The organism is Rhodococcus sp. NKCM2511, assembly GCF_014905595.1.
Classification (GTDB): Bacteria; Actinomycetota; Actinomycetes; order Mycobacteriales; family Mycobacteriaceae; genus Rhodococcoides; species Rhodococcoides fascians.
In genome coordinates, this window is record NZ_BNHJ02000004.1 from 173770 (window position 1) to 191104 (window position 17335).

Genomic DNA, 17335 nt, shown 5'->3' on the forward strand with positions numbered 1-17335 from the left:
CGTGCTGCTCGGTGTGAACGGCTCGCCGACGAACAACAGCACGGGTTCGAAACGACGCACTGGGTCGACCGTGACGGTCGACCCAGTCAGCCTAATGATCGGACTAGCGGTGTGAGCCGCCCGGTCCTTCCCACCGTTGGGTGCGTGGGCCGGCGTCGCCGTCGTCGTTTCCGTGACCGTCGCCGTGCTCACCCTGCTGCGACTCCTCCGACGAACCATGAGCGGGTCGATCGTCTCCGGGCAGCGGGTAGTTGTGCGAGCTTTCCGGAACCTCCCATGTGGGAGTCGACTCCGGCGCGCCCTCGGAATTCTCGCCGTAGGGAGGCTCGTGCCGGGACGTGCGACCGTGCTCCCCGGCGTCCGGCCGGAACGGATCCGGCTGGTACTGCGGCGGCTGATACGACTGCTGCGGCTGCTGCGGGTCGTACGACTGCTGAGGCTGGGGCGGTTGGTAGGACTGCGGCTGCTGATACGTCGGATGCTGACGGTAGCCCTGATCCGAGTCCTGCTCACGCGGAGGCTGGTACTGAGCCGGCGGCGTGGACGGGCCTTGGTAGCGCGGCACCTGTGGCTGATCGCGCGGCGGCCAGCCGGGTGCCGACCAGCCGGCGGGAGCGCCGTAATCGGGGCCCGAACCATTGGGACCCGATCGGGGCTCGGGCCGGCGATAGCCCTCGGAGTATCCGCCGCCTGTGGTCGGCCCGCCGTAGCTTCCGTTGGCAGGACCGCCGTTGGTAGCGCCGTTGTAGCCGCCACCGTTGGTAGCCCCGTTGTAGCCGCCGCCGTTGTTGCTACCGCCGTTGTAGTCGCCGGGGGCAGGCGCGCTACGTCGACCGGCACCCGTGTTCGGTCCGAGCTCGCCGGTGCCGGGTGCGCCGTTGCTGGGTGCGCCATTGTAACCGTTGCTGCCGTTCTGCTGCCCACCCTTGGTCAACTGCGGCGACCCGGCGTAGCTGGGCTGCGGAAACTGTTGTGGCGGAAGCTGTTTCGGTGCCGGCGGCACCGGAGGCCACGGCTCGCCGCGCTCGGCTGCGAGCTCGCGAGGAGTCTTGACCGGCGGCTTGTCCGACGGCTTACGGTCACCGAAGTCGTTGAACAGTGTGATGCGCGGGCGCTTGGTGACGCTGTGGAAGATCTTCTCGAGGTCCTTGCGAGTCAGCGTCTCACGTTCGAGCAGCTCGGAGGCAAGGGTGTCGAGCAGGTCGCGGTACTCGTTGAGGATGGCCCACGCCTCGGTGTGCGCGGCTTCGATGAGCTTGCGCACCTCCTCGTCGATTTCGCGGGCGACCTCGTGCGAGAAGTCGGACTGCTGTCCCATCGAACGACCGAGGAACGGGTCTCCCTGTTCCTGTCCGTAGCGGACGGCACCGAGCTTGCTGCTCATGCCGTACTCGGTGACCATCGCGCGGGCGATCTTGGTGGCCTGGTCGATGTCCGAGGACGCTCCGGTGGTCGGCTCGTGGAACACGAGCTCTTCCGCGGCGCGTCCACCCATGGCCATCACCAGGCGTGCGATCATCTCCGACCGCGTCATCAGGCCCTTGTCGTCCTCGGGGACCGTCATCGCGTGGCCGCCGGTGCGACCGCGCGCGAGGATGGTCACCTTGTAGACGGGCTCGATGTCGGGCATCGCCCATGCCGCGAGAGTGTGGCCACCCTCGTGGTACGCGGTGATCTTGCGCTCGTGCTCGCTGATGATGCGGCTCTTGCGGCGCGGACCACCGACGACGCGGTCGACGGATTCTTCGAGCGACGCCTCGGTGATGACGGTGCCGTTCTCACGAGCGGTGAGCAGTGCTGCTTCGTTGATGACGTTGGCCAGGTCTGCACCCGACATTCCGACGGTTCGCTTGGCCAGACCTTCGAGGTCCGCATCCTGCGCGACGGGCTTTCCGGCCGAGTGCACCTTCAGGATCGCTCGACGGCCTGCCAGGTCGGGGGCACCAACGGGGATCTGACGGTCGAAGCGGCCCGGACGCAGCAGGGCCGGGTCGAGGATGTCGGGCCGGTTGGTGGCGGCGATGAGGATAACGCCGGTGCGCTCACCGAAGCCGTCCATTTCGACGAGCAGCTGGTTGAGCGTCTGCTCGCGCTCGTCGTGTCCGCCGCCCATGCCTGCGCCGCGCTGGCGGCCGACGGCGTCGATCTCGTCGACGAAGATGATGCAGGGGCTGTTCTGCTTGGCCTGCTCGAACAGATCGCGCACGCGGGATGCACCGACGCCGACGAACATCTCGACGAAGTCCGAGCCCGAGATGGTGAAGAACGGGACGCCCGCCTCGCCTGCGACGGCGCGCGCCAGCAGCGTCTTGCCGGTTCCGGGAGGGCCGTACAGCAGGACGCCGCGCGGAATCTTGGCACCGAGGGCCTGGTAGCGCGCCGGGTTCTGCAGAAAGTCCTTGATTTCGTAGAGCTCTTCGACAGCCTCGTCCGCGCCCGCGACATCGGCGAACGTGGTCTTCGGCATATCTTTCGTCAGCTGCTTGGCCTTGGATTTGCCGAAGCCCATGACACCGCCGCGGCCGCCGCCCTGCATACGGCTCATCACGAAGATGATCACGCCGAGGATCAACACCATCGGGAGGATGAGCAGCAGGAACGAGCTGAACCAGCTCTCCTGGGTGACGGTGGTGTTGTAGCTGTTCAAGCCCTGCGAGTCGACCTTGTCGAAGATCTGCTCGGACGCCGAGTCCGGATACTTCGCGATGATCTGCTTCTCGTTCTCCGTGGCGTCGGAGGCCTCTTTGAGGGTCAGCCGAATCTGCTGCTCACGGTCGTCGATCTGCGCGGACTCGACATTGCGGTCGTCGAGCTGGGCGATCGCCACCGAGGTGTCGACCGACGTCCAGTTCCGCGTGTCGTTACCGAAGTAGCTGAAGGCATAGATCACCAACAGAATGCCGAAAACGATGGCGAGATTTCGTATTACTGTCTTCCGATTCATACAGCTTCAGCCGACTCGGCCGTGTCCTTTCAGTCCGCTCCCGCGCGCTGGCTGCTCCCTGCCCGCCGGATACTCCAGGCTACCGCGAGACTCGGACATCGGACTCGCTCTTACCTGGCGCTCTGCGTCCACGCGCCTGTCGGCGTCGACGCTTCTTCCCCTCCAACGACTGCACTCCCCCGGCAGTTCCCCGTGTATCGCCGCACACTATCCGGATCGATGGACCATTGCATACGTCTCGGCGCGGCGATGGTCCATTGACGGACGGTCCAGCGCAGCGACACGGGCGGAACCGAAAGAACTCGGATCAGCTGTACACCTTCGGGTCCAGCAGACCGATGTACGGCAGATCGCGGTATCGCTCGTTGTAATCGAGGCCGTAGCCGACGACGAACTCGTTGGGGATGTCGAAGCCCACGTTCGCGACCTCGACGTCGACCTTGATCGCGTCGGGCTTACGCAGCAACGTCACCACCGACAGCGAGGCGGGCGACCGGGTCGCCAGGTTGCGCTTGAGCCAGCTCAGCGTCAGACCGGAGTCGATGATGTCCTCGACGATCAGCACGTGGCGTCCGGTGATGTCGCGGTCGAGGTCCTTGAGAATCCGGACGACGCCGGAGGACGACGTCGACGAGCCGTAGGAGCTCACCGCCATGAACTCGAGCTGCGCCGGGATGGGCAGGGCCCGCGCGAAGTCGGTCATGAACATGATCGCGCCCTTGAGAACGCCGACCAGCAGCAAGTCGCCTTCGGGAGCACCCTCGGGATACCGCTTGGCAATTTCCTCTGCGAGTTCCGCGGTCCGTGTTTTGATCTGTTCCTCGGAAATGAGAACCGATTCGATGTCGCCCTCGTACACGGGGTTTCCCTTCATTCGTTCTCCAGGCCGACGCTCAGCCTGCCATGCCGACGCGAGCACACCAACCTCGCCTCCGGCGTTCCCCCAGGCAGCGCAACTCCGCCCTGCCCGGTCCAGCGCACGACGAGCGCATCGACAGCGCGGATCTGACGGTCCGACAACGACGTCACACCCCGGCCGAGGAGCCAGCGCCGCACCACTCGGCGGCGGATCGCAGGGTCGGACGATTCGATCGCCGAGACGTCCAGCTCGCGCGTGTTCGGATCGACGACGGCCGCGGCGATGGCGTCGAGCGCCCGGCCGTCCTCCTGCAGCTGCTCGGCCGTGCGGGCCAGAGCCGGAGCGACGCCCCCACCGAGCACGTCTTCGAGTAACGGCAGCACCTCGTGGCGTAGTCGCACCCGGGTGAAGTCGGGATCGGTGTTGTGCGGATCCTCGAACGGTTCGAGCCCCAGCTCCGCGCACGCGGCCCGCGTCACGGCACGGCGGACGCCGAGGAGCGGCCGACCCCACGGGTCGTCGAACGCTGCCATTCCGGCGATGGACCGAGGCCCCGAGCCGCGACCGAGGCCCAGCAGTACCGTCTCCGCCTGGTCGTCGAGAGTGTGCGCCACCAGCACCGAGGCATCACCGCGCGCGCCGTCCAATGCGTCGTATCGGGCTCGGCGAGCGGCAGCTTCCATCCCGCCCGAACCGGCCACGGTCACCGTCAGCACTCGGGCGTCGTCGACGCCCAGCAACCGGGCACGCTCGGCGGCGACGGCAGCCACCTCGGCCGATCCCGCCTGAAGTCCATGATCGACAATCAGCGCCGTCACGTTCGAAGCCTCGGCTGCGGTCGCCGCAGTGAGCGCCAGTGAATCCGCACCACCGGACAACGCCACCGCTACCGGGCCGGGATGCGCCGCCAACCAACCCCGCACCGCTCGCCGAACTTCCAGCAACGCCGGAGACTCGGGCAGCTTGGGTCGTTCCGCAGGCTCAGCCAAGGACTCGCGCGACCCACGCATCCGGGTCCTCGATCTCCGACAGCAACGGCAGGGTGTCCGGTCCGGTCCATATCGTGTTGAAGCGTTCCATTCCCACCGAGCCGACGACGTGATCGACGAATGCCTTGCCGCGTACGTATTGCGCCATCTTCGCGTCCATCCCGAGCAGCGTGCGGACGACGCGTTGGACGGGGTTGACCTTGCGTTGGCGTCGCCGATCGAATGCGCGGCGGATCTGCACCACCGACGGCACGACGGCCGGTCCGACGGCGTCCATGACGTGGTCGGCGTGACCTTCGAGCAGTGTTCCGAGAACGAGAAGCCGGTCGATCGCCTGCCGCTGCGGCTCGGGCTGGGTCGCGCGGAGCAGACCGATGATGCCTGCGTCCTCGGCGGATCCGCCGGGATTCTTCCTGGCCTTCAGAGCGCCGCTCAGCCGAGTGAGGACATCGGACATCGGCTCGTCGGTGCCGTCGGAGAGCAATCCGACGTTGTCCCGCATGTACTGCCCGAGCCACGGCGCGGAGGAGAACTGCACTCGGTGGGTCACCTCGTGCAGGCATACCCAGAGTCGAAAATCACTGGGCGAGACGCGAAGTGCGCGTTCGACGGCGATCACGTTGGGTGCGACCAGCAGTAGGGTGCCACTCTCACCGGTGAACGGATCGTACTGTCCCAGAATGGCACTGGACAGGAACGCGAGCATGGCACCGGCCTGCAACCCGGCGGGCTTGCCACCGAGCAGACCGGTCGGGGGTGCCTCGTTCTCGTCCCCGGTGAGGTGCTTCATCGACGCAGCCGCCGCTGCGATCCATCCTGCTCGATCGACCACCTGGGCGTCGGGCACCGGCAGACCGTCGGCCAGGCCTGTCGTCTCCCGCACCGGCCCCTCGGCCCGAATCGATGCTGCGGCAAGCTCTTCCACGGCTGCGGCGGCGGTGTATCGCGAGGTGGCCGGTCCCGGACGTGCCAATCTCGCTCCGGCCTTCGCGGCCACCGCCCAGTCGACTGCGCCGGCGAACCCGGACGTGGCGTCGTTGTCGTCGGCGGTTGCTGTTTCGGTGCTCATCGGCAACCACACATTCTCAGGGTCGATGCGACGGCATCGAGGGCGGGTCGACTGACATCGGGTGGCCGGTCGTTGGACATCAGGGCGAACGTCAGGATCCGACCGTCGACGTCGACGACGTATCCCGCCAAAGCGCTTGCAGCGGAGAGAGTTCCGGTCTTCGCGCGAACCCAGCCGGCACCGGTACGATCACCCGAGGCGTACCGATCGGACAGCGTTCCGGTGGCACCGGCGACCGGTAGGTAGTCGAGCATGGGCCGCAGTGCCGGTTGGCCGCTCCCGGCTGCCGACGTCAGCACCTGATCGAGCAGGCGCGCGGGAATCCTGCCGTCGACCGACAGTCCGCTCGCGTCCTGCAACGCCAGACCGGCCATGTCGAAGCCGGCCGAGAACAGGGTCTGGCCGATGGACGCCACCGCCCCGGAAAAGCTTGCCGCCGTGTTCATCTCGAGCGAGAGTTCTCGGCCCACCGCTTCGGCCAGCACGTTGTCGGACCGATAGATCATCTGCTGCAGCCGATCTCGCAACGGGGCCGACTGCACCGATGCGATCTGATCGGCACCCTCCGCCGCCTTGCCCGTCGTCACCGCAGCGGGGTCGACGCCGAGTCCCGCAGCGAGGGCGCGGCCGGCATCGAGGGCAGGCGTGGTGCTGCGCGGCGATTCGTCGACGAGGGGGTTCGAGCGACCGCCGTCGAGCATGATCGGTTCGATCGGGGTGATGGATCCGGCGGCGATGTCGGCCGGGAACCAGCCCTGGGCCATCGTGTCGCCGGAGTAGATGGACGTGTCGACGCTGATGCTGCGTACTGCGGTTCCGCTGCGACGGATCTGCTCCACCAGGTCGTCGATGCGTGCCGCTCCCGGATAGAACCCGGTCGTACCCACCGGCAGGGCGGTGAGTGTGGGGTCGCCGCCGGCGATCAGCACGATGTTGCCCTCACCGCTGCCCTGGACCACCCGGGTCGCGACGCGGTGGTCGGACGGAAGCGCGAGCATCGCGGCCGCTGCCGTGAGCACCTTGGTCGTCGATGCGGGAGTCATGGGCGTGTCGGGATTCTGCGACCACAGGATCTGGCCGGTCTGCGCGTCGGCCACGGTGCCGGTGAAGGTGCCGAGCGCGGCGTCGTCCACGACGGGTGCGAGCGCGCCTGCGAGACCGGCTGCGCTCGGCACCGGGGCCGAGTCCGGGAACGCGGTGATCGACGGGTTCGGCAGCACCGTCTCGGGTGGGGGTGCGATCGCGGCGTCGACACTTTCGGAGACCCTGGGCAGCACCAGAGCGGCGGTCGTGACGGCAAGGACCACGACGAACACAGCGCACAGCGTGAGGATCAACCGCTTCTTCCTGCGTCTGCGCCCCGCCATGGGACCGAGGAATCGCCGTGTCAGCCCCGCCACCGTTCCTCCGTCATTGCCGTGGTCGTACCCATGATCATCGAGTCAACAGTATCCTCGGGTCCGGTAGCCTTGCGCCGCCACCATAGAGACATTCGCAAACCACTCGAGCCCGCTCGGGCTCGAACCAAGACAGTGAGGACTGCACGTGTCGTTCGACGTCACCATCGAGATCCCCAAGGGGCAGCGCAACAAGTACGAGGTCGACCACGTCACCGGACGTGTTCGCCTCGACCGCTACCTCTACACCGCGATGGCGTATCCGGCCGACTACGGCTTCATCGAGAACACCCTGGGCGAGGACGGCGATCCGCTCGACGCGCTGGTGCTGCTGCCCGAGTCGGTGTACCCCGGTGTCATCGTCGAGGCCCGCCCGGTGGCCATGTTCAAGATGGTCGACGAAGCAGGCGGCGACGACAAGGTGCTGTGCGTGCCGGCCGGCGACACCCGCTGGGATCACATCCAGGATCTGGGCGACGTCTCGACCTTCGAGCTCGACGCGATCAAGCATTTCTTCGTCCATTACAAGGATCTCGAACCCAACAAGCACGTCACCGGTGCAGACTGGGTGGGTCGCGCAGAAGCCGAGGCCGAAATCGCTGCGTCCTTCAAGCGTTTGACGGACAATCCGGGTCACTGATCCTTTCGGCATCACAACACCTCGTTTCGGCCGTGTGCCGACGAACCACAGTTTGGGGAGACGTATGACCGACAGCACTTCCAACGGCACCGCCGGTGATCGGCGCAATCTGGAGTCGCGGCCGATATCGGACCCGACCCAGTTCCCCGATCTGCCGGTGACCGTCGTTCTCGACCGGATCCCGGTACCGATTCTGGCTGTCGATCCCACCGGTGCCATCGTGTTCGCGAACGAGGCCTTCGACGATCTGTTCGGACTCGACCGGACAGAACGAGAGGACTTTCACCTGCACGACATCTTCCCGGATCGAGCTCCGGAGGGCGTGAACGTCGCGGAGATGTTCCTGACCACCGTCGCCACCCGTGCGGACTCCCTCTGGCGGATGACCGACAAGACCGGCGACATCGTTCAGGTGCGGGCCAGCAAGTCGATTCTTCGGCGCACCGAGGACACCATCGTGCTCGTCGCGTTGGAGGATTTCACCGACCAGCTGTGGAACGACCCGAAGAGCGCTCTGCGCTGACACTTCGATGAGCGCTCTGCGCTGACGGTTCGAATCGTTCTCCCCAGAACGTTTCTCGGGAACGACCAACGGTGTACATCGGCATGTCAGGTGCCGGTGTACACCGTTGCTTTGTTTCCACCCGCGTGTTTCGACTCGTACATCGCTGCGTCGGCGTCGAGCAGTCCGTTGTGCATCAACTCGGCCGACTCGTAGGACGAATCGGCCGACCGCCACCGGCCGGCATCGAGTATCGCGACCCCGATGCTGACCGTCACCGGCACGTCGTCGCCTGGATCGTGCACCGCCTCGCGAATGTCGTCGGCCAGGTGTTTCGCGGAGTCGGCGTCGACCGGAACGGCAATCGTGAACTCTTCACCTCCGGTCCGCGCCACGCACGGACGTCTACCGGTGACAGCGCTCAGCCGCCGCGCTGTCCGGCGAAGAACCCGGTCACCCATCGCGTGGCCGAAGGTGTCGTTGACCCGCTTGAACTGGTCCAGATCGACCACCATCAACGCCACGGATTCGGTGTCGGCCAATCTGCCCAGCATCCGCTCGAGCCGCAGTTCCAGACCGCGCCGATTGAGCAGGCCCGTCAGAGAGTCGGTGTTGGCGAGGTCGAGCTGGCGTTGGATGACGGCGCGAAAGGCGAGCACCGAGTTGACCACGAGCACCGTGACGAGAGCGCGCGCGACGATCGAGGCCGGGTCGTCCGGGCGTTCGAGGACGGCCAGAACCGCGAGCAGCAGAATGACGGCGTTGACGAACGCCGTGTGAAATTTCAGTACGTTGCGGCGGGAGAAGTACGCGATGTAGGTGCCGATCACCGAGAACAGGGCAGCCCCGTACAGAGCCAGGTCCCGGTCCGCAAAGGTCAGCAGTAGCCCCGACACCCCCACGTCCGCATAGATCACGAACCATCCGGGCATGTGCGAGGCGTCCACCGACCGTAACCACCACCACGCTCCCACCGGCAGGGTGGAGAGCAGCACGATCGTGCAGATCAGCACGGCCGTCGTGCCCACCGGACCGTCGTCCGACAGCATGATGATCGCGCCGATCACGCCGAACGACGGGACGAGCACCGCGATACCCCTGGCCACGCGACGCTCGAGCCGGATCGAGCCCGATCGGGGTCCGATCTCGGACGACGGGGAGGGTAGGTCGTGATCGGTTGGCACCGCGTCCCCTCCGTCCGTTCCGAGCAGTCCGAGCATCTGGGTACGACGGCGTCGCGCCCCGGCCGTCGAGGCAGGGCTCGAGCGTACGAAACGACTCGACCGTCGGCACCGAGTTCTCGGAGTCCGAGGCTCAGACGTTACCCGGGCGTTGAGTGGGCAGGTCCGGTCTGATGGTCTCGTAATCGGTCAAGAATCGGTCCAGCAGTCCGACCAGCGTCGCCCGATCCTCCTCGGCCCATCCTTCGATGACTCGTCCGAGGTTCTCGGTGCGGCGTTGCTGGATGGCGGCTGCAGCTTCCTCGCCCGACGGGGTGACGGCCAGAACGAATGCCCGCCCGTCACGTTCGTCGGGTACCCGAGCGACGTGTCCTCGCTCGACCAGCTGGCCCACCTGCCTGCTGACCGTGGACGGGTCCGAGTTGACCATCGCGGCGAGCTCGCTGGACCGCATCGGTCCGTCGCGCAGCAGGCGGAACAGGCATACGTAGGCGGCACCGTCGACGCCGCCCGAGGACGAGATCTGTGCGATGTTGCGCTCCCGAATCCGCTGCAGCCGAACCAGCTGTGTACCCAGCTCTTCGGCGTACTCGACCACGTCAGCTACCGGTGAATTGGGCCGGACGCTTCTCGAACACCGAGGTGATGGCCTCGGTGAGATCGTGCGAGGCGAGGAAAGCCGCGTTCCAGGCCGCGACGAATCTCAGCGAGTCGTCGACGCTCGCCGACCGGGAATGGTCGAGGACGGTCTTGATGCCCTGCACCACCAGGGGCGGGTTCGCAGCAATGGCCGCGGCGCACTCGCGGGCGGCCGCGAGGACGGCATCGTGGTCCTCGAACACGTCGTTGACCAGGCCGATCTTCTCGGCGCGCGCCGCGTCGATGTCCTTGCCGGTCAACGCGAGCTCACGCATGTGGCCGTCGCCGATGATCGCGGGGAGTCGAGCGAGAGATCCCATGTCGGCGACGATCGCGACACGCACCTCGCGGACGCTGAACTTCGCGTCGGCGCTGGCATATCGCACGTCGGCGGCGGTGATGAGGTCGACGCCGCCACCGATGCACCAACCCTGCACTGCGGCGACGACGGGCTTGCGGCAGTCCGCCACGGCGTTGACGGCCTTCTGCATCGTCTTGATGGTGTCGTGGAACGTGGTCCTGGGTCCGGCGAGTGCTTGGTCGGCCATCAGCGGTCCGAACGTTCCGGCCATGGCCGGCAGGTCGAGACCGTAGGTGAAGTTCCTTCCGGAGCCCGCGAGAACCACGGCCCGTACCTCGGGATCGGCATCGAGTCGGTCGAACAGTTCTGGGCATTCGCTCCAGAAATCAGGGCCCATGGCGTTGCCCTTGTTCGGCCCGAGAAGTGTCACGTGCGCGATGTGGTCTGCGATCTCCACAGAGAATGCGGTCCAGTTCCGTTCGGTCATGCCTGCGAGCCTAGCGGCAGACGCAGCAGTACCCACAGGGCGTGTTACGCCGAGTAACGTCTGCGCTAAGAGCCTGCTCAGCTATGGCAATGGCCGACTCCGGTCCCACATCATTCATGCATGTTGATGCATCAGGGGTTGGGTCTCGAGACATTCAACGATCTGCCGCGTCGCAAGGCGGTACACGCGCTCTACGAGTGCTGTTGCTCGGTTGCCTGGGCCTCACGTCTCGCCGACGGCCGGCCGTACCGGTCGCGGGACGAGTTGTTCACTGCGGCGGCCGCCGAGTTGAACGAGTTGTCCGACAACGTCATCGACGCCTTGGCCGCGACGCTGCCCGAGCCGAACAAGATGTGCACGGCCATGGACGCAGAATCACGTAGCGCCCTGGGCACCGCGGCGCGCGCGTACGAATCGAAATTCGGCTGGCGGTACGTCTCGAACCTGATGATGACTCCCGACGGTTTCGAACCCAGGGACGTGCTGATGGAGCTCGGCCATCGACTCGACAACGACGAACCGACCGAACGGCTGGTCATGCGCAGAGAGATGGTCGAGATCGATCACCGTCGCCTCGGCCGACTGTTGGGTCCCGAAGGCGGCTGGCCGCCGTACTGATACCGCGAGGTCAGCCGAAGAGGCCGACGACTCGGCCGATCAGGCCACCGGCGATCACGATCGCCAACAATGCCACCAGAACGATGACGACGATCGGCATCACTCGGCTGCGCTGCGGCGGTTCGTGGTTGGGCCCACCGACTGCTGTCTCGGCTGGAGGAGTATCGCCCGGCGTCACGCTACCGCCCGCTTCGAGGCCGGCAGTCTCATCGGGTTCTGGATTCTGAGCAGTCATGAACCCGGAGTACCCGGTAGCGCAGCCCTCAATCGAGCTGTGCTCTGGCTATCGCTCCGGCGAACAGTTCCGACACGGCATCGGCAATGACGGACCGGTCGATCTCCTCCGGATCCACCGAATGTTCCACGGCCAATCCGGAGATCAACGCAGCCAAGGACATCGCGAGGCGTCGAGCATCGAACGCCTCCCCCACACCCCATTGCACCGCTCGATCGGCGATGAGTCGTTCGAGCTCGGAGCGGAGGGCACGGCGGTCGGTGCGGTAACGCTCGGCAACCACCGGGTCACGGCCCGCAAGAATCCCGAATTCGACGGTCAGTAGTGGCCACCGCGGCTCGGCGACCACCCAGGACGCGATTTCGCCGCCGCCGGCTCCCGCAGCCGCCTGCGGGTCCAGGTCGGACACGTGAGCGAGTACTCGGGCGGCGAGATCGAGTGAGCGCTGTGCCAGCAGTTCGGCGAACAGCCCTTGCTTGGAATCGAAGTTGGAGTACACGGCCCCCTTCGTGAAGCCGGCCCGATCGGCTATGTCGGTGAGCTTGGCCGCCGCGTATCCGCGCTCGGTGAACTCGTCGGCCGCTGCGGCGAGCAGTCTCTCTCGCACATCGGTGCGCTGCGGCCTGCGCTGTGGCTGTGTCGATCGCCACTCTTCTTGCTGCTCGGCATTCACGATACCTAGAGTATTGAATACCTCGGGTATCGACAAGGTCTTCGAGTCTCGACATGTTCAGGAGCACTTTTCATGCGCAAGATGTCACTACTCGCCGCCGCAGTGCTGGTGCTGCAACTCGGCTTCATCCTCAGCTACGTGTCGGCGTTCCATCAGCCGACTCCCCACGCGATTCCGATCGCCGTGGTGACCGAGGCCGGGCTTCCCGCCGGCCTGGACCAGCAGACCGCCGACCGCCTCGACGCCATCGACGGTGCGCCGCTCGACGCGCGTACGGCAGTGGACACCGCCGAGGTTCGCACTCTGCTCCGCGATCGGGACATCCTCGGTGCCTACGTCGTCGGCTCGAGCGGCACCGACACACTGATCACCGCGAGCGCTGCCGGCAGCTCGGTGGCGACCGCCCTCGAATCGATCTTCACCGAGGTCGATGCCGCTCAGGGACGCCAATTCGTGGTGCGTGACGAGATCCCGGTCGGCGTGCACGACAACCGAGGATTGTCCGGCTTCTACCTGTCGGTGGGCTGGGTCGTCGGCGGCTACCTCCTCGCGGCCGCCTTCGGTCTGCTCATCGGGGCACCGACGACCCGACGCGAAACCTGTGTCCACGTCGGCATTCTCGCCGCGTACTCGATTGCCTCGGGCGCACTGGGAGCACTGCTGACCACCCACGTACTCGGAACCTTTGCCGGACACTGGTTTCCGCTCACCGTGCTGGGCACCGGGGTCGTCTTCGCCACCGGACTGTTCACGATGGGCCTGCGAGCCCTGATCGGAGTGGCTGCGGTACCGGCGGCGATCGTGCTGTTCGTCATCCTCGGAAATCCCAGCGCTGGAGGCGCTTTCGGGGCCAACGTACTGCCGCATGTGTACGCGTCGATCGGCCGGTGGATCACCCCGGGCATCGGCACCGAAGGAGTGCGCAGCATCGTGTACTTCTCGGGTGCGGGGGTCGGGCAGCCGGCACTCGGACTGGGTCTCTACATCCTGATCGGCGTGCTGCTGATGGCTGCGGCAGCGGTTCTGCGCCGTCGTCGCAGCGCCGGTGAATCGATGCCGAGCCAGTAAAGTGGCATCCCATGACTGCCACCTTCCCTCTGCCGATGCCCGATCTCGCTGTCCGCACACTCGGTGGCGCAGTGGTGTGGGCGAACGACGAGACGTTCGCCGAGAAGGAAAATCTGATCACACCGGGCAAAGCCGACTACTCGACCGCGACGTTCGGGCACAAGGGGCAGATCTACGACGGGTGGGAGACGCGGCGCCGACGCGAGGCCGGCTACGACGAGGCGATCGTGCGACTCGGAGCTGCCGGCATCGTGTCGGCCGTCATCGTCGATACGTCCTGGTTCACCGGCAACTATCCGCCGGAAGTTTCGATCGAGGCCGCCGAGGTGACCGGATTCCCGTCACCGACCGAGCTGTACGAGACGGAATGGACGACCATCGTCGCCCGTAGTGCCGTCGATGGCGACAGCGAGAACCGAATCGAGGTCGCGTCCGACGCCCGGTGGACGCACGTCAAGCTGTCCATCTACCCGGACGGCGGCGTCGCTCGGCTGCGAGTACTGGGCCGCGGCGTCCCGGACCCGAAGTTCCTCGCCGTCGGGCCCGTCGACCTGGCCGCGCTCGAGAACGGCGCATACGTCTCGGCCTGCTCCAACATGTTCTACAGCTCCCCCAACAATCTGCTGTTCCCCGGCCCGCCGCGCTCGATGGGCGAAGGCTGGGAGACCTCGCGTCGACGCAACGACGCCAACGACTGGGTGCAGGTGCAGCTCGCCGGCACGGGCCGAATCCGGCTGGCCGAGCTGGACACCAGTTGCTTCCTGGGCAACGCCCCCGGCGCGGCATCCCTGCAAGGGCGACTGGGCGACGGCGACTGGATCGAACTGCTGCCGCGAACGACACTGCAGCCCGACACTCGGCATCGCTTCGTTCTCGACCACGACACTCCGGTGTCGGAGGTGCGAATGGACATCTTCCCCGACGGCGGGATGGCGCGATTGAGATTGTTCGGTGACCTCGCGGGAGTGGAGCCTGCGGAATGACCCAGTTGGGCAAGCTGTCTGCGTAAACGGTCGTGTGGCAATAGGGTTGGGGCATGTCCCGGCTACTTCATCCGAATGCAGCCCACGTTGCCGACACCCTGATTTCTCGTGGTCATCACGGGGTGGTGGTGAACAGTCCCGAGGGCACCCACACCGCCGCCGACGCCGCAGCTGCGTTGGGCGTCGATGTGGGTGCGATCGTGAAGTCGATGGTGTTTCTGCTCGACGACGAGCCGGTGTTGCTCCTGGTGTCCGGGGCTCACAATGTTCATCTCGAGCACACCGGTGAGCGTCTCGGCGGCACGCTCGCCCGGGCCGATCTGCGTACCGCCAAGCACGCCACCGGCCAGCCGATCGGGGGAATCGCTCCGGTGGGCCATCCGACGAATTTGGATACGTTCGTCGATCAGGACCTTGCGGCCCACCCCGAACTGTGGGCCGCGGCCGGGCACATCGACACGATCTTCCGCTCGTCGTACACCGAGTTGCTGCGCATCACCGCAGGTCTGGCGATCGACGTCACCTGAGCTCGAACGACCTAGGAAGCAAGGGTCGGGGCAATTCGGGGTGCGCCGAGGATCGCGTCGACGACGTCGGTGTCGAGGCGGGTGCCGCGCGATTCGAGGAGCGGCAACACTCCCGCGGCCAGGAACATCGACTGCCGCTCGATCTCGCCGTGTACCTGCAGCGTCACGCCGTCGGCGACGTCGGCCGCGGTGACGTCGGAGATCAAACTCGCCAGTCCCGACGGGGTACCGACGTAGCGGATGGACGACGGGCTTGCCGGCGCGTCGAGTGCGGCGAATTCCCGACGGGCCGTCCTGGCGTCGGCAGCGATGTAGATCTCGAGATCGAGGAAGACCGCGAGATTGTCGGCCGATTCACCGCGGTCGACGGCTTCCGCGTGCAACCGGGCGCGTTGCTGCTGAGCTTCCCGCAGGTCCGAGGCAACGATTCTGACGGTGTTCACCTCGGGCCCGACGGTCAGCTCGGTCCAGACGTCAGCGGATTCGATGGCTATGCGGGTGTGATTGTGCGACATGAGTGGTGGTCCTGATTCGTCGGTCGGGATGCGCATGTGGTCGGAGCGGAGCCGAACTCGAACACGACCCGGACGCAGTGCGGCACAGATCGACATACCTGTTGCACCAGTGGCGATTGCCACGCGACACGACACTCACGGTCATGACGCCATGCTAACTGCCTGTGGGGCTGCACGGGGATCCAACCCCGGCGGCCCCGTCGGCCAGGGCGGGGAAGGGACGAGGGTCCGGTACGGGGTTCCACCACCCGGCTTCTTCGGCGTAAGCCCACGTCGGCCCGGACTCGACGAACGCTGCCAACGCGTCGACGAGTCGGTCCACGTCGGCCGAGGAACTGCCGAGACCGATACTGGCCCGCACGGCACCGTCGGCATGACCGAGCCGGCGCAGCAGCGGGTGGGCGCAGAACTTTCCGTCGCGCACTCCGATGCCGTGTTCGGCCGACAGGTACGCCGCCACTTCACCGGGGTCGTGGCCGGCGACAGTGAACGTGACGATGCCGACGACGTCGGGCGCGTCGGCCCACACCTGCAGCAGTTCGACACCCTTCAGTGCGGCCAACCCGTCCCGCAATCGGGTGGACAATTCCCGCTCGTGCGCCGTCGCGGCATCCTCGTCGAACGACGCGATGGCCTCGCACGCCGCCGCCAGCGCGGCGACTCCGAGCACGTTGGGTGTTCCCGCCTCGTGACGCTGCGGTGCGGGAGCCCAGTCGGTGTGCTCGATCGTCACACTGCGCACGGCACCGCCGCCGGCCAGGTGGGGCTCGCCCGCGTCGAGCCAATCACGGCTTCCCACAAGCACACCCGCGCCGAACGGAGCGTAGAGCTTGTGACCGGAGAACGCCAGATAGTCCACACCGAGTGCGGCGATGTCCACTCGACGGTGCGGAACGAGTTGTGCGCCGTCGACGACGATCCGGGCACCGTGGCGATGCGCGAGATCGGCCAGTTGCGCGATGGGGAGCACTTCGCCGGTGACGTTCGATGCACCCGTGATGGCCAGTAGCGCAGCAGGTTTCGCAGCCAGTTCAGCGTCGAGCCGGGCGAGCGTTTCGGCCAGCGTCGACGCTGCGACCACCACTCGGCGATTGCGCCACGGCAGGAGGTTGGCGTGGTGTTCGATATCGAGCACCACGGTGTCCCCCGGCACGCACGCGGCCAGCAGATTGAGCGAATCGGTGGTGTTGCGTGTGAACACGACCACTGAATTCGTTTGTGCACCAACGAAATCAGCTACGGTCTCGCGCGCCTTCTCGTACGCCGCGGTGCACACCCGAGACGCGTAGCCGGCCCCGCGGTGCACGCTCGAATAGAACGGCAGCAATTCCGCGATCCGATCGGTCACTGCGGACAGCGCAGGCGCGCTGGCCGCGTAATCGAAATTGGCGTAGGTGCACGTGCCGCCGTGAACCAACGGAACCTGCAACTCCGTGCCGGAAACAGGGGCAAAAGGAGTGCAGGGACGGGAAAGTACAGACGTCATGACAGATCAAGCCCTCACGTTCGAGGGACCCGCAACGGAAGATATTCGTGAACGAGTCCGCGCTTGCCGCACCGATTTTTCGGTGTCAGCCTGGTCGTCACCCGGAGCACCCCACCGCGAAGGAGGGTTGCCGACCAGCAAGCCGGGGCTCGATGCTGGTACTCGTGACCGTGGTCAAGACACTGGCAAACCCGCCACGGTTTTGTCAAGCCGGGGATCGCT

The 17335-nt window shown here is 66.3% G+C and carries 18 protein-coding genes and 1 riboswitch; of the genes, 6 read left to right on the forward strand and 12 right to left on the reverse strand.

The window, feature by feature from the left end:
• Positions 1–103: 103 nt before the first annotated feature.
• The 5 genes from ftsH to dacB all read right to left on the reverse strand — a co-directional run bounded on the left by ftsH (position 104) and on the right by dacB (position 7228).
• Positions 104–2944: an ATP-dependent zinc metalloprotease FtsH gene (gene ftsH, locus JLZ96_RS22870; protein WP_236254214.1), complete on the reverse strand. Its 2841-nt coding sequence runs from the start codon at positions 2942–2944 to the stop codon at positions 104–106.
• A 307-nt stretch (positions 2945–3251) separates the two neighbouring features.
• Positions 3252–3803, reverse strand: coding sequence for a hypoxanthine phosphoribosyltransferase (gene hpt / locus JLZ96_RS22875; RefSeq protein WP_027494374.1), 552 nt, complete (start codon positions 3801–3803; stop codon positions 3252–3254).
• An 11-nt stretch (positions 3804–3814) separates the two neighbouring features.
• The gene (gene tilS / locus JLZ96_RS22880) at positions 3815–4813 is read right to left on the reverse strand and encodes a tRNA lysidine(34) synthetase TilS (RefSeq protein ID WP_201011333.1); all 999 of its coding nucleotides are present in this window, start codon (positions 4811–4813) and stop codon (positions 3815–3817) included.
• On the reverse strand, positions 4785–5861 hold the full coding sequence (locus tag JLZ96_RS22885) for a zinc-dependent metalloprotease (protein ID WP_201011334.1): 1077 nt from the start codon (positions 5859–5861) through the stop codon (positions 4785–4787). Before JLZ96_RS22885 ends, tilS begins: the two co-directional genes overlap by 29 nt.
• Entirely contained in the window at positions 5858–7228 is a 1371-nt protein-coding gene (gene dacB / locus JLZ96_RS22890) for a D-alanyl-D-alanine carboxypeptidase/D-alanyl-D-alanine-endopeptidase (RefSeq protein ID WP_045841637.1), read from the reverse strand. Before dacB ends, JLZ96_RS22885 begins: the two co-directional genes overlap by 4 nt.
• 178 nt (positions 7229–7406) lie before the next feature.
• Between dacB and JLZ96_RS22895 the strand changes: the two genes are divergently transcribed.
• A complete protein-coding gene (locus JLZ96_RS22895; RefSeq protein WP_201011335.1) occupies positions 7407–7898 on the forward strand; it encodes an inorganic diphosphatase in 492 nt (163 codons plus the stop codon).
• Positions 7899–7962: 64 nt separating this feature from the next.
• Positions 7963–8421 (forward strand): PAS domain-containing protein, encoded by a 459-nt coding sequence (locus JLZ96_RS22900; RefSeq protein WP_027494379.1) that lies wholly within the window; start codon positions 7963–7965, stop codon positions 8419–8421.
• 86 nt (positions 8422–8507) lie between these two features.
• Here the strand turns inward: JLZ96_RS22900 and JLZ96_RS22905 are convergent, their stop codons facing one another.
• From JLZ96_RS22905 to JLZ96_RS22915, 3 genes are all read right to left on the reverse strand, one after another.
• Positions 8508–9584 (reverse strand): GGDEF domain-containing protein, encoded by a 1077-nt coding sequence (locus JLZ96_RS22905; protein WP_032369418.1) that lies wholly within the window; start codon positions 9582–9584, stop codon positions 8508–8510.
• A gap of 130 nt (positions 9585–9714) precedes the next feature.
• A complete protein-coding gene (locus JLZ96_RS22910) occupies positions 9715–10179 on the reverse strand; it encodes a MarR family winged helix-turn-helix transcriptional regulator (protein WP_032369382.1) in 465 nt (154 codons plus the stop codon).
• Position 10180: 1 nt separating this feature from the next.
• On the reverse strand, positions 10181–11008 hold the full coding sequence (locus JLZ96_RS22915; protein ID WP_032373857.1) for a crotonase/enoyl-CoA hydratase family protein: 828 nt from the start codon (positions 11006–11008) through the stop codon (positions 10181–10183).
• Positions 11009–11128: 120 nt separating this feature from the next.
• Between JLZ96_RS22915 and JLZ96_RS22920 the strand changes: the two genes are divergently transcribed.
• Positions 11129–11626: a 2-oxo-4-hydroxy-4-carboxy-5-ureidoimidazoline decarboxylase gene (locus JLZ96_RS22920; RefSeq protein ID WP_032386065.1), complete on the forward strand. Its 498-nt coding sequence runs from the start codon at positions 11129–11131 to the stop codon at positions 11624–11626.
• Between the two features lie 10 nt (positions 11627–11636).
• On the opposite strand, the gene JLZ96_RS22925 is transcribed toward JLZ96_RS22920, so the two are convergent.
• Entirely contained in the window at positions 11637–11861 is a 225-nt protein-coding gene (locus JLZ96_RS22925; RefSeq protein WP_027494384.1) for a DUF6480 family protein, read from the reverse strand.
• A 28-nt stretch (positions 11862–11889) separates the two neighbouring features.
• Positions 11890–12534 carry a TetR/AcrR family transcriptional regulator gene (locus tag JLZ96_RS22930; RefSeq protein WP_179273890.1) on the reverse strand — a complete coding sequence of 215 codons (645 nt, stop codon included), beginning with the start codon at positions 12532–12534 and terminating at the stop codon, positions 11890–11892.
• A gap of 72 nt (positions 12535–12606) precedes the next feature.
• On the opposite strand from JLZ96_RS22930, the gene JLZ96_RS22935 reads away from it, so the two are divergent.
• From JLZ96_RS22935 to JLZ96_RS22945, 3 genes are read left to right on the forward strand one after another with little or no spacing between them, the layout of a single operon-like run.
• Entirely contained in the window at positions 12607–13602 is a 996-nt protein-coding gene (locus JLZ96_RS22935) for a hypothetical protein (RefSeq protein WP_032373856.1), read from the forward strand.
• An 11-nt stretch (positions 13603–13613) separates the two neighbouring features.
• Positions 13614–14585 (forward strand): allantoicase, encoded by a 972-nt coding sequence (gene alc, locus JLZ96_RS22940; protein WP_201011337.1) that lies wholly within the window; start codon positions 13614–13616, stop codon positions 14583–14585.
• Between the two features lie 53 nt (positions 14586–14638).
• The gene (locus JLZ96_RS22945; protein ID WP_032364486.1) at positions 14639–15112 is read left to right on the forward strand and encodes a YbaK/EbsC family protein; all 474 of its coding nucleotides are present in this window, start codon (positions 14639–14641) and stop codon (positions 15110–15112) included.
• Between the two features lie 11 nt (positions 15113–15123).
• Here JLZ96_RS22945 and JLZ96_RS22950 read toward each other — a convergent pair whose 3' ends face one another.
• The gene (locus tag JLZ96_RS22950) at positions 15124–15627 is read right to left on the reverse strand and encodes a hypothetical protein (RefSeq protein WP_201011338.1); all 504 of its coding nucleotides are present in this window, start codon (positions 15625–15627) and stop codon (positions 15124–15126) included.
• 154 nt (positions 15628–15781) lie between these two features.
• Positions 15782–17113, reverse strand: a complete 1332-nt coding sequence (locus tag JLZ96_RS22955) for an aminotransferase class V-fold PLP-dependent enzyme (RefSeq protein ID WP_201011339.1) — start codon at positions 17111–17113, stop codon at positions 15782–15784.
• 54 nt (positions 17114–17167) lie between these two features.
• Positions 17168–17283: riboswitch (SAM riboswitch) on the reverse strand.
• Between the last annotated feature and the right edge of the window lie 52 nt (positions 17284–17335).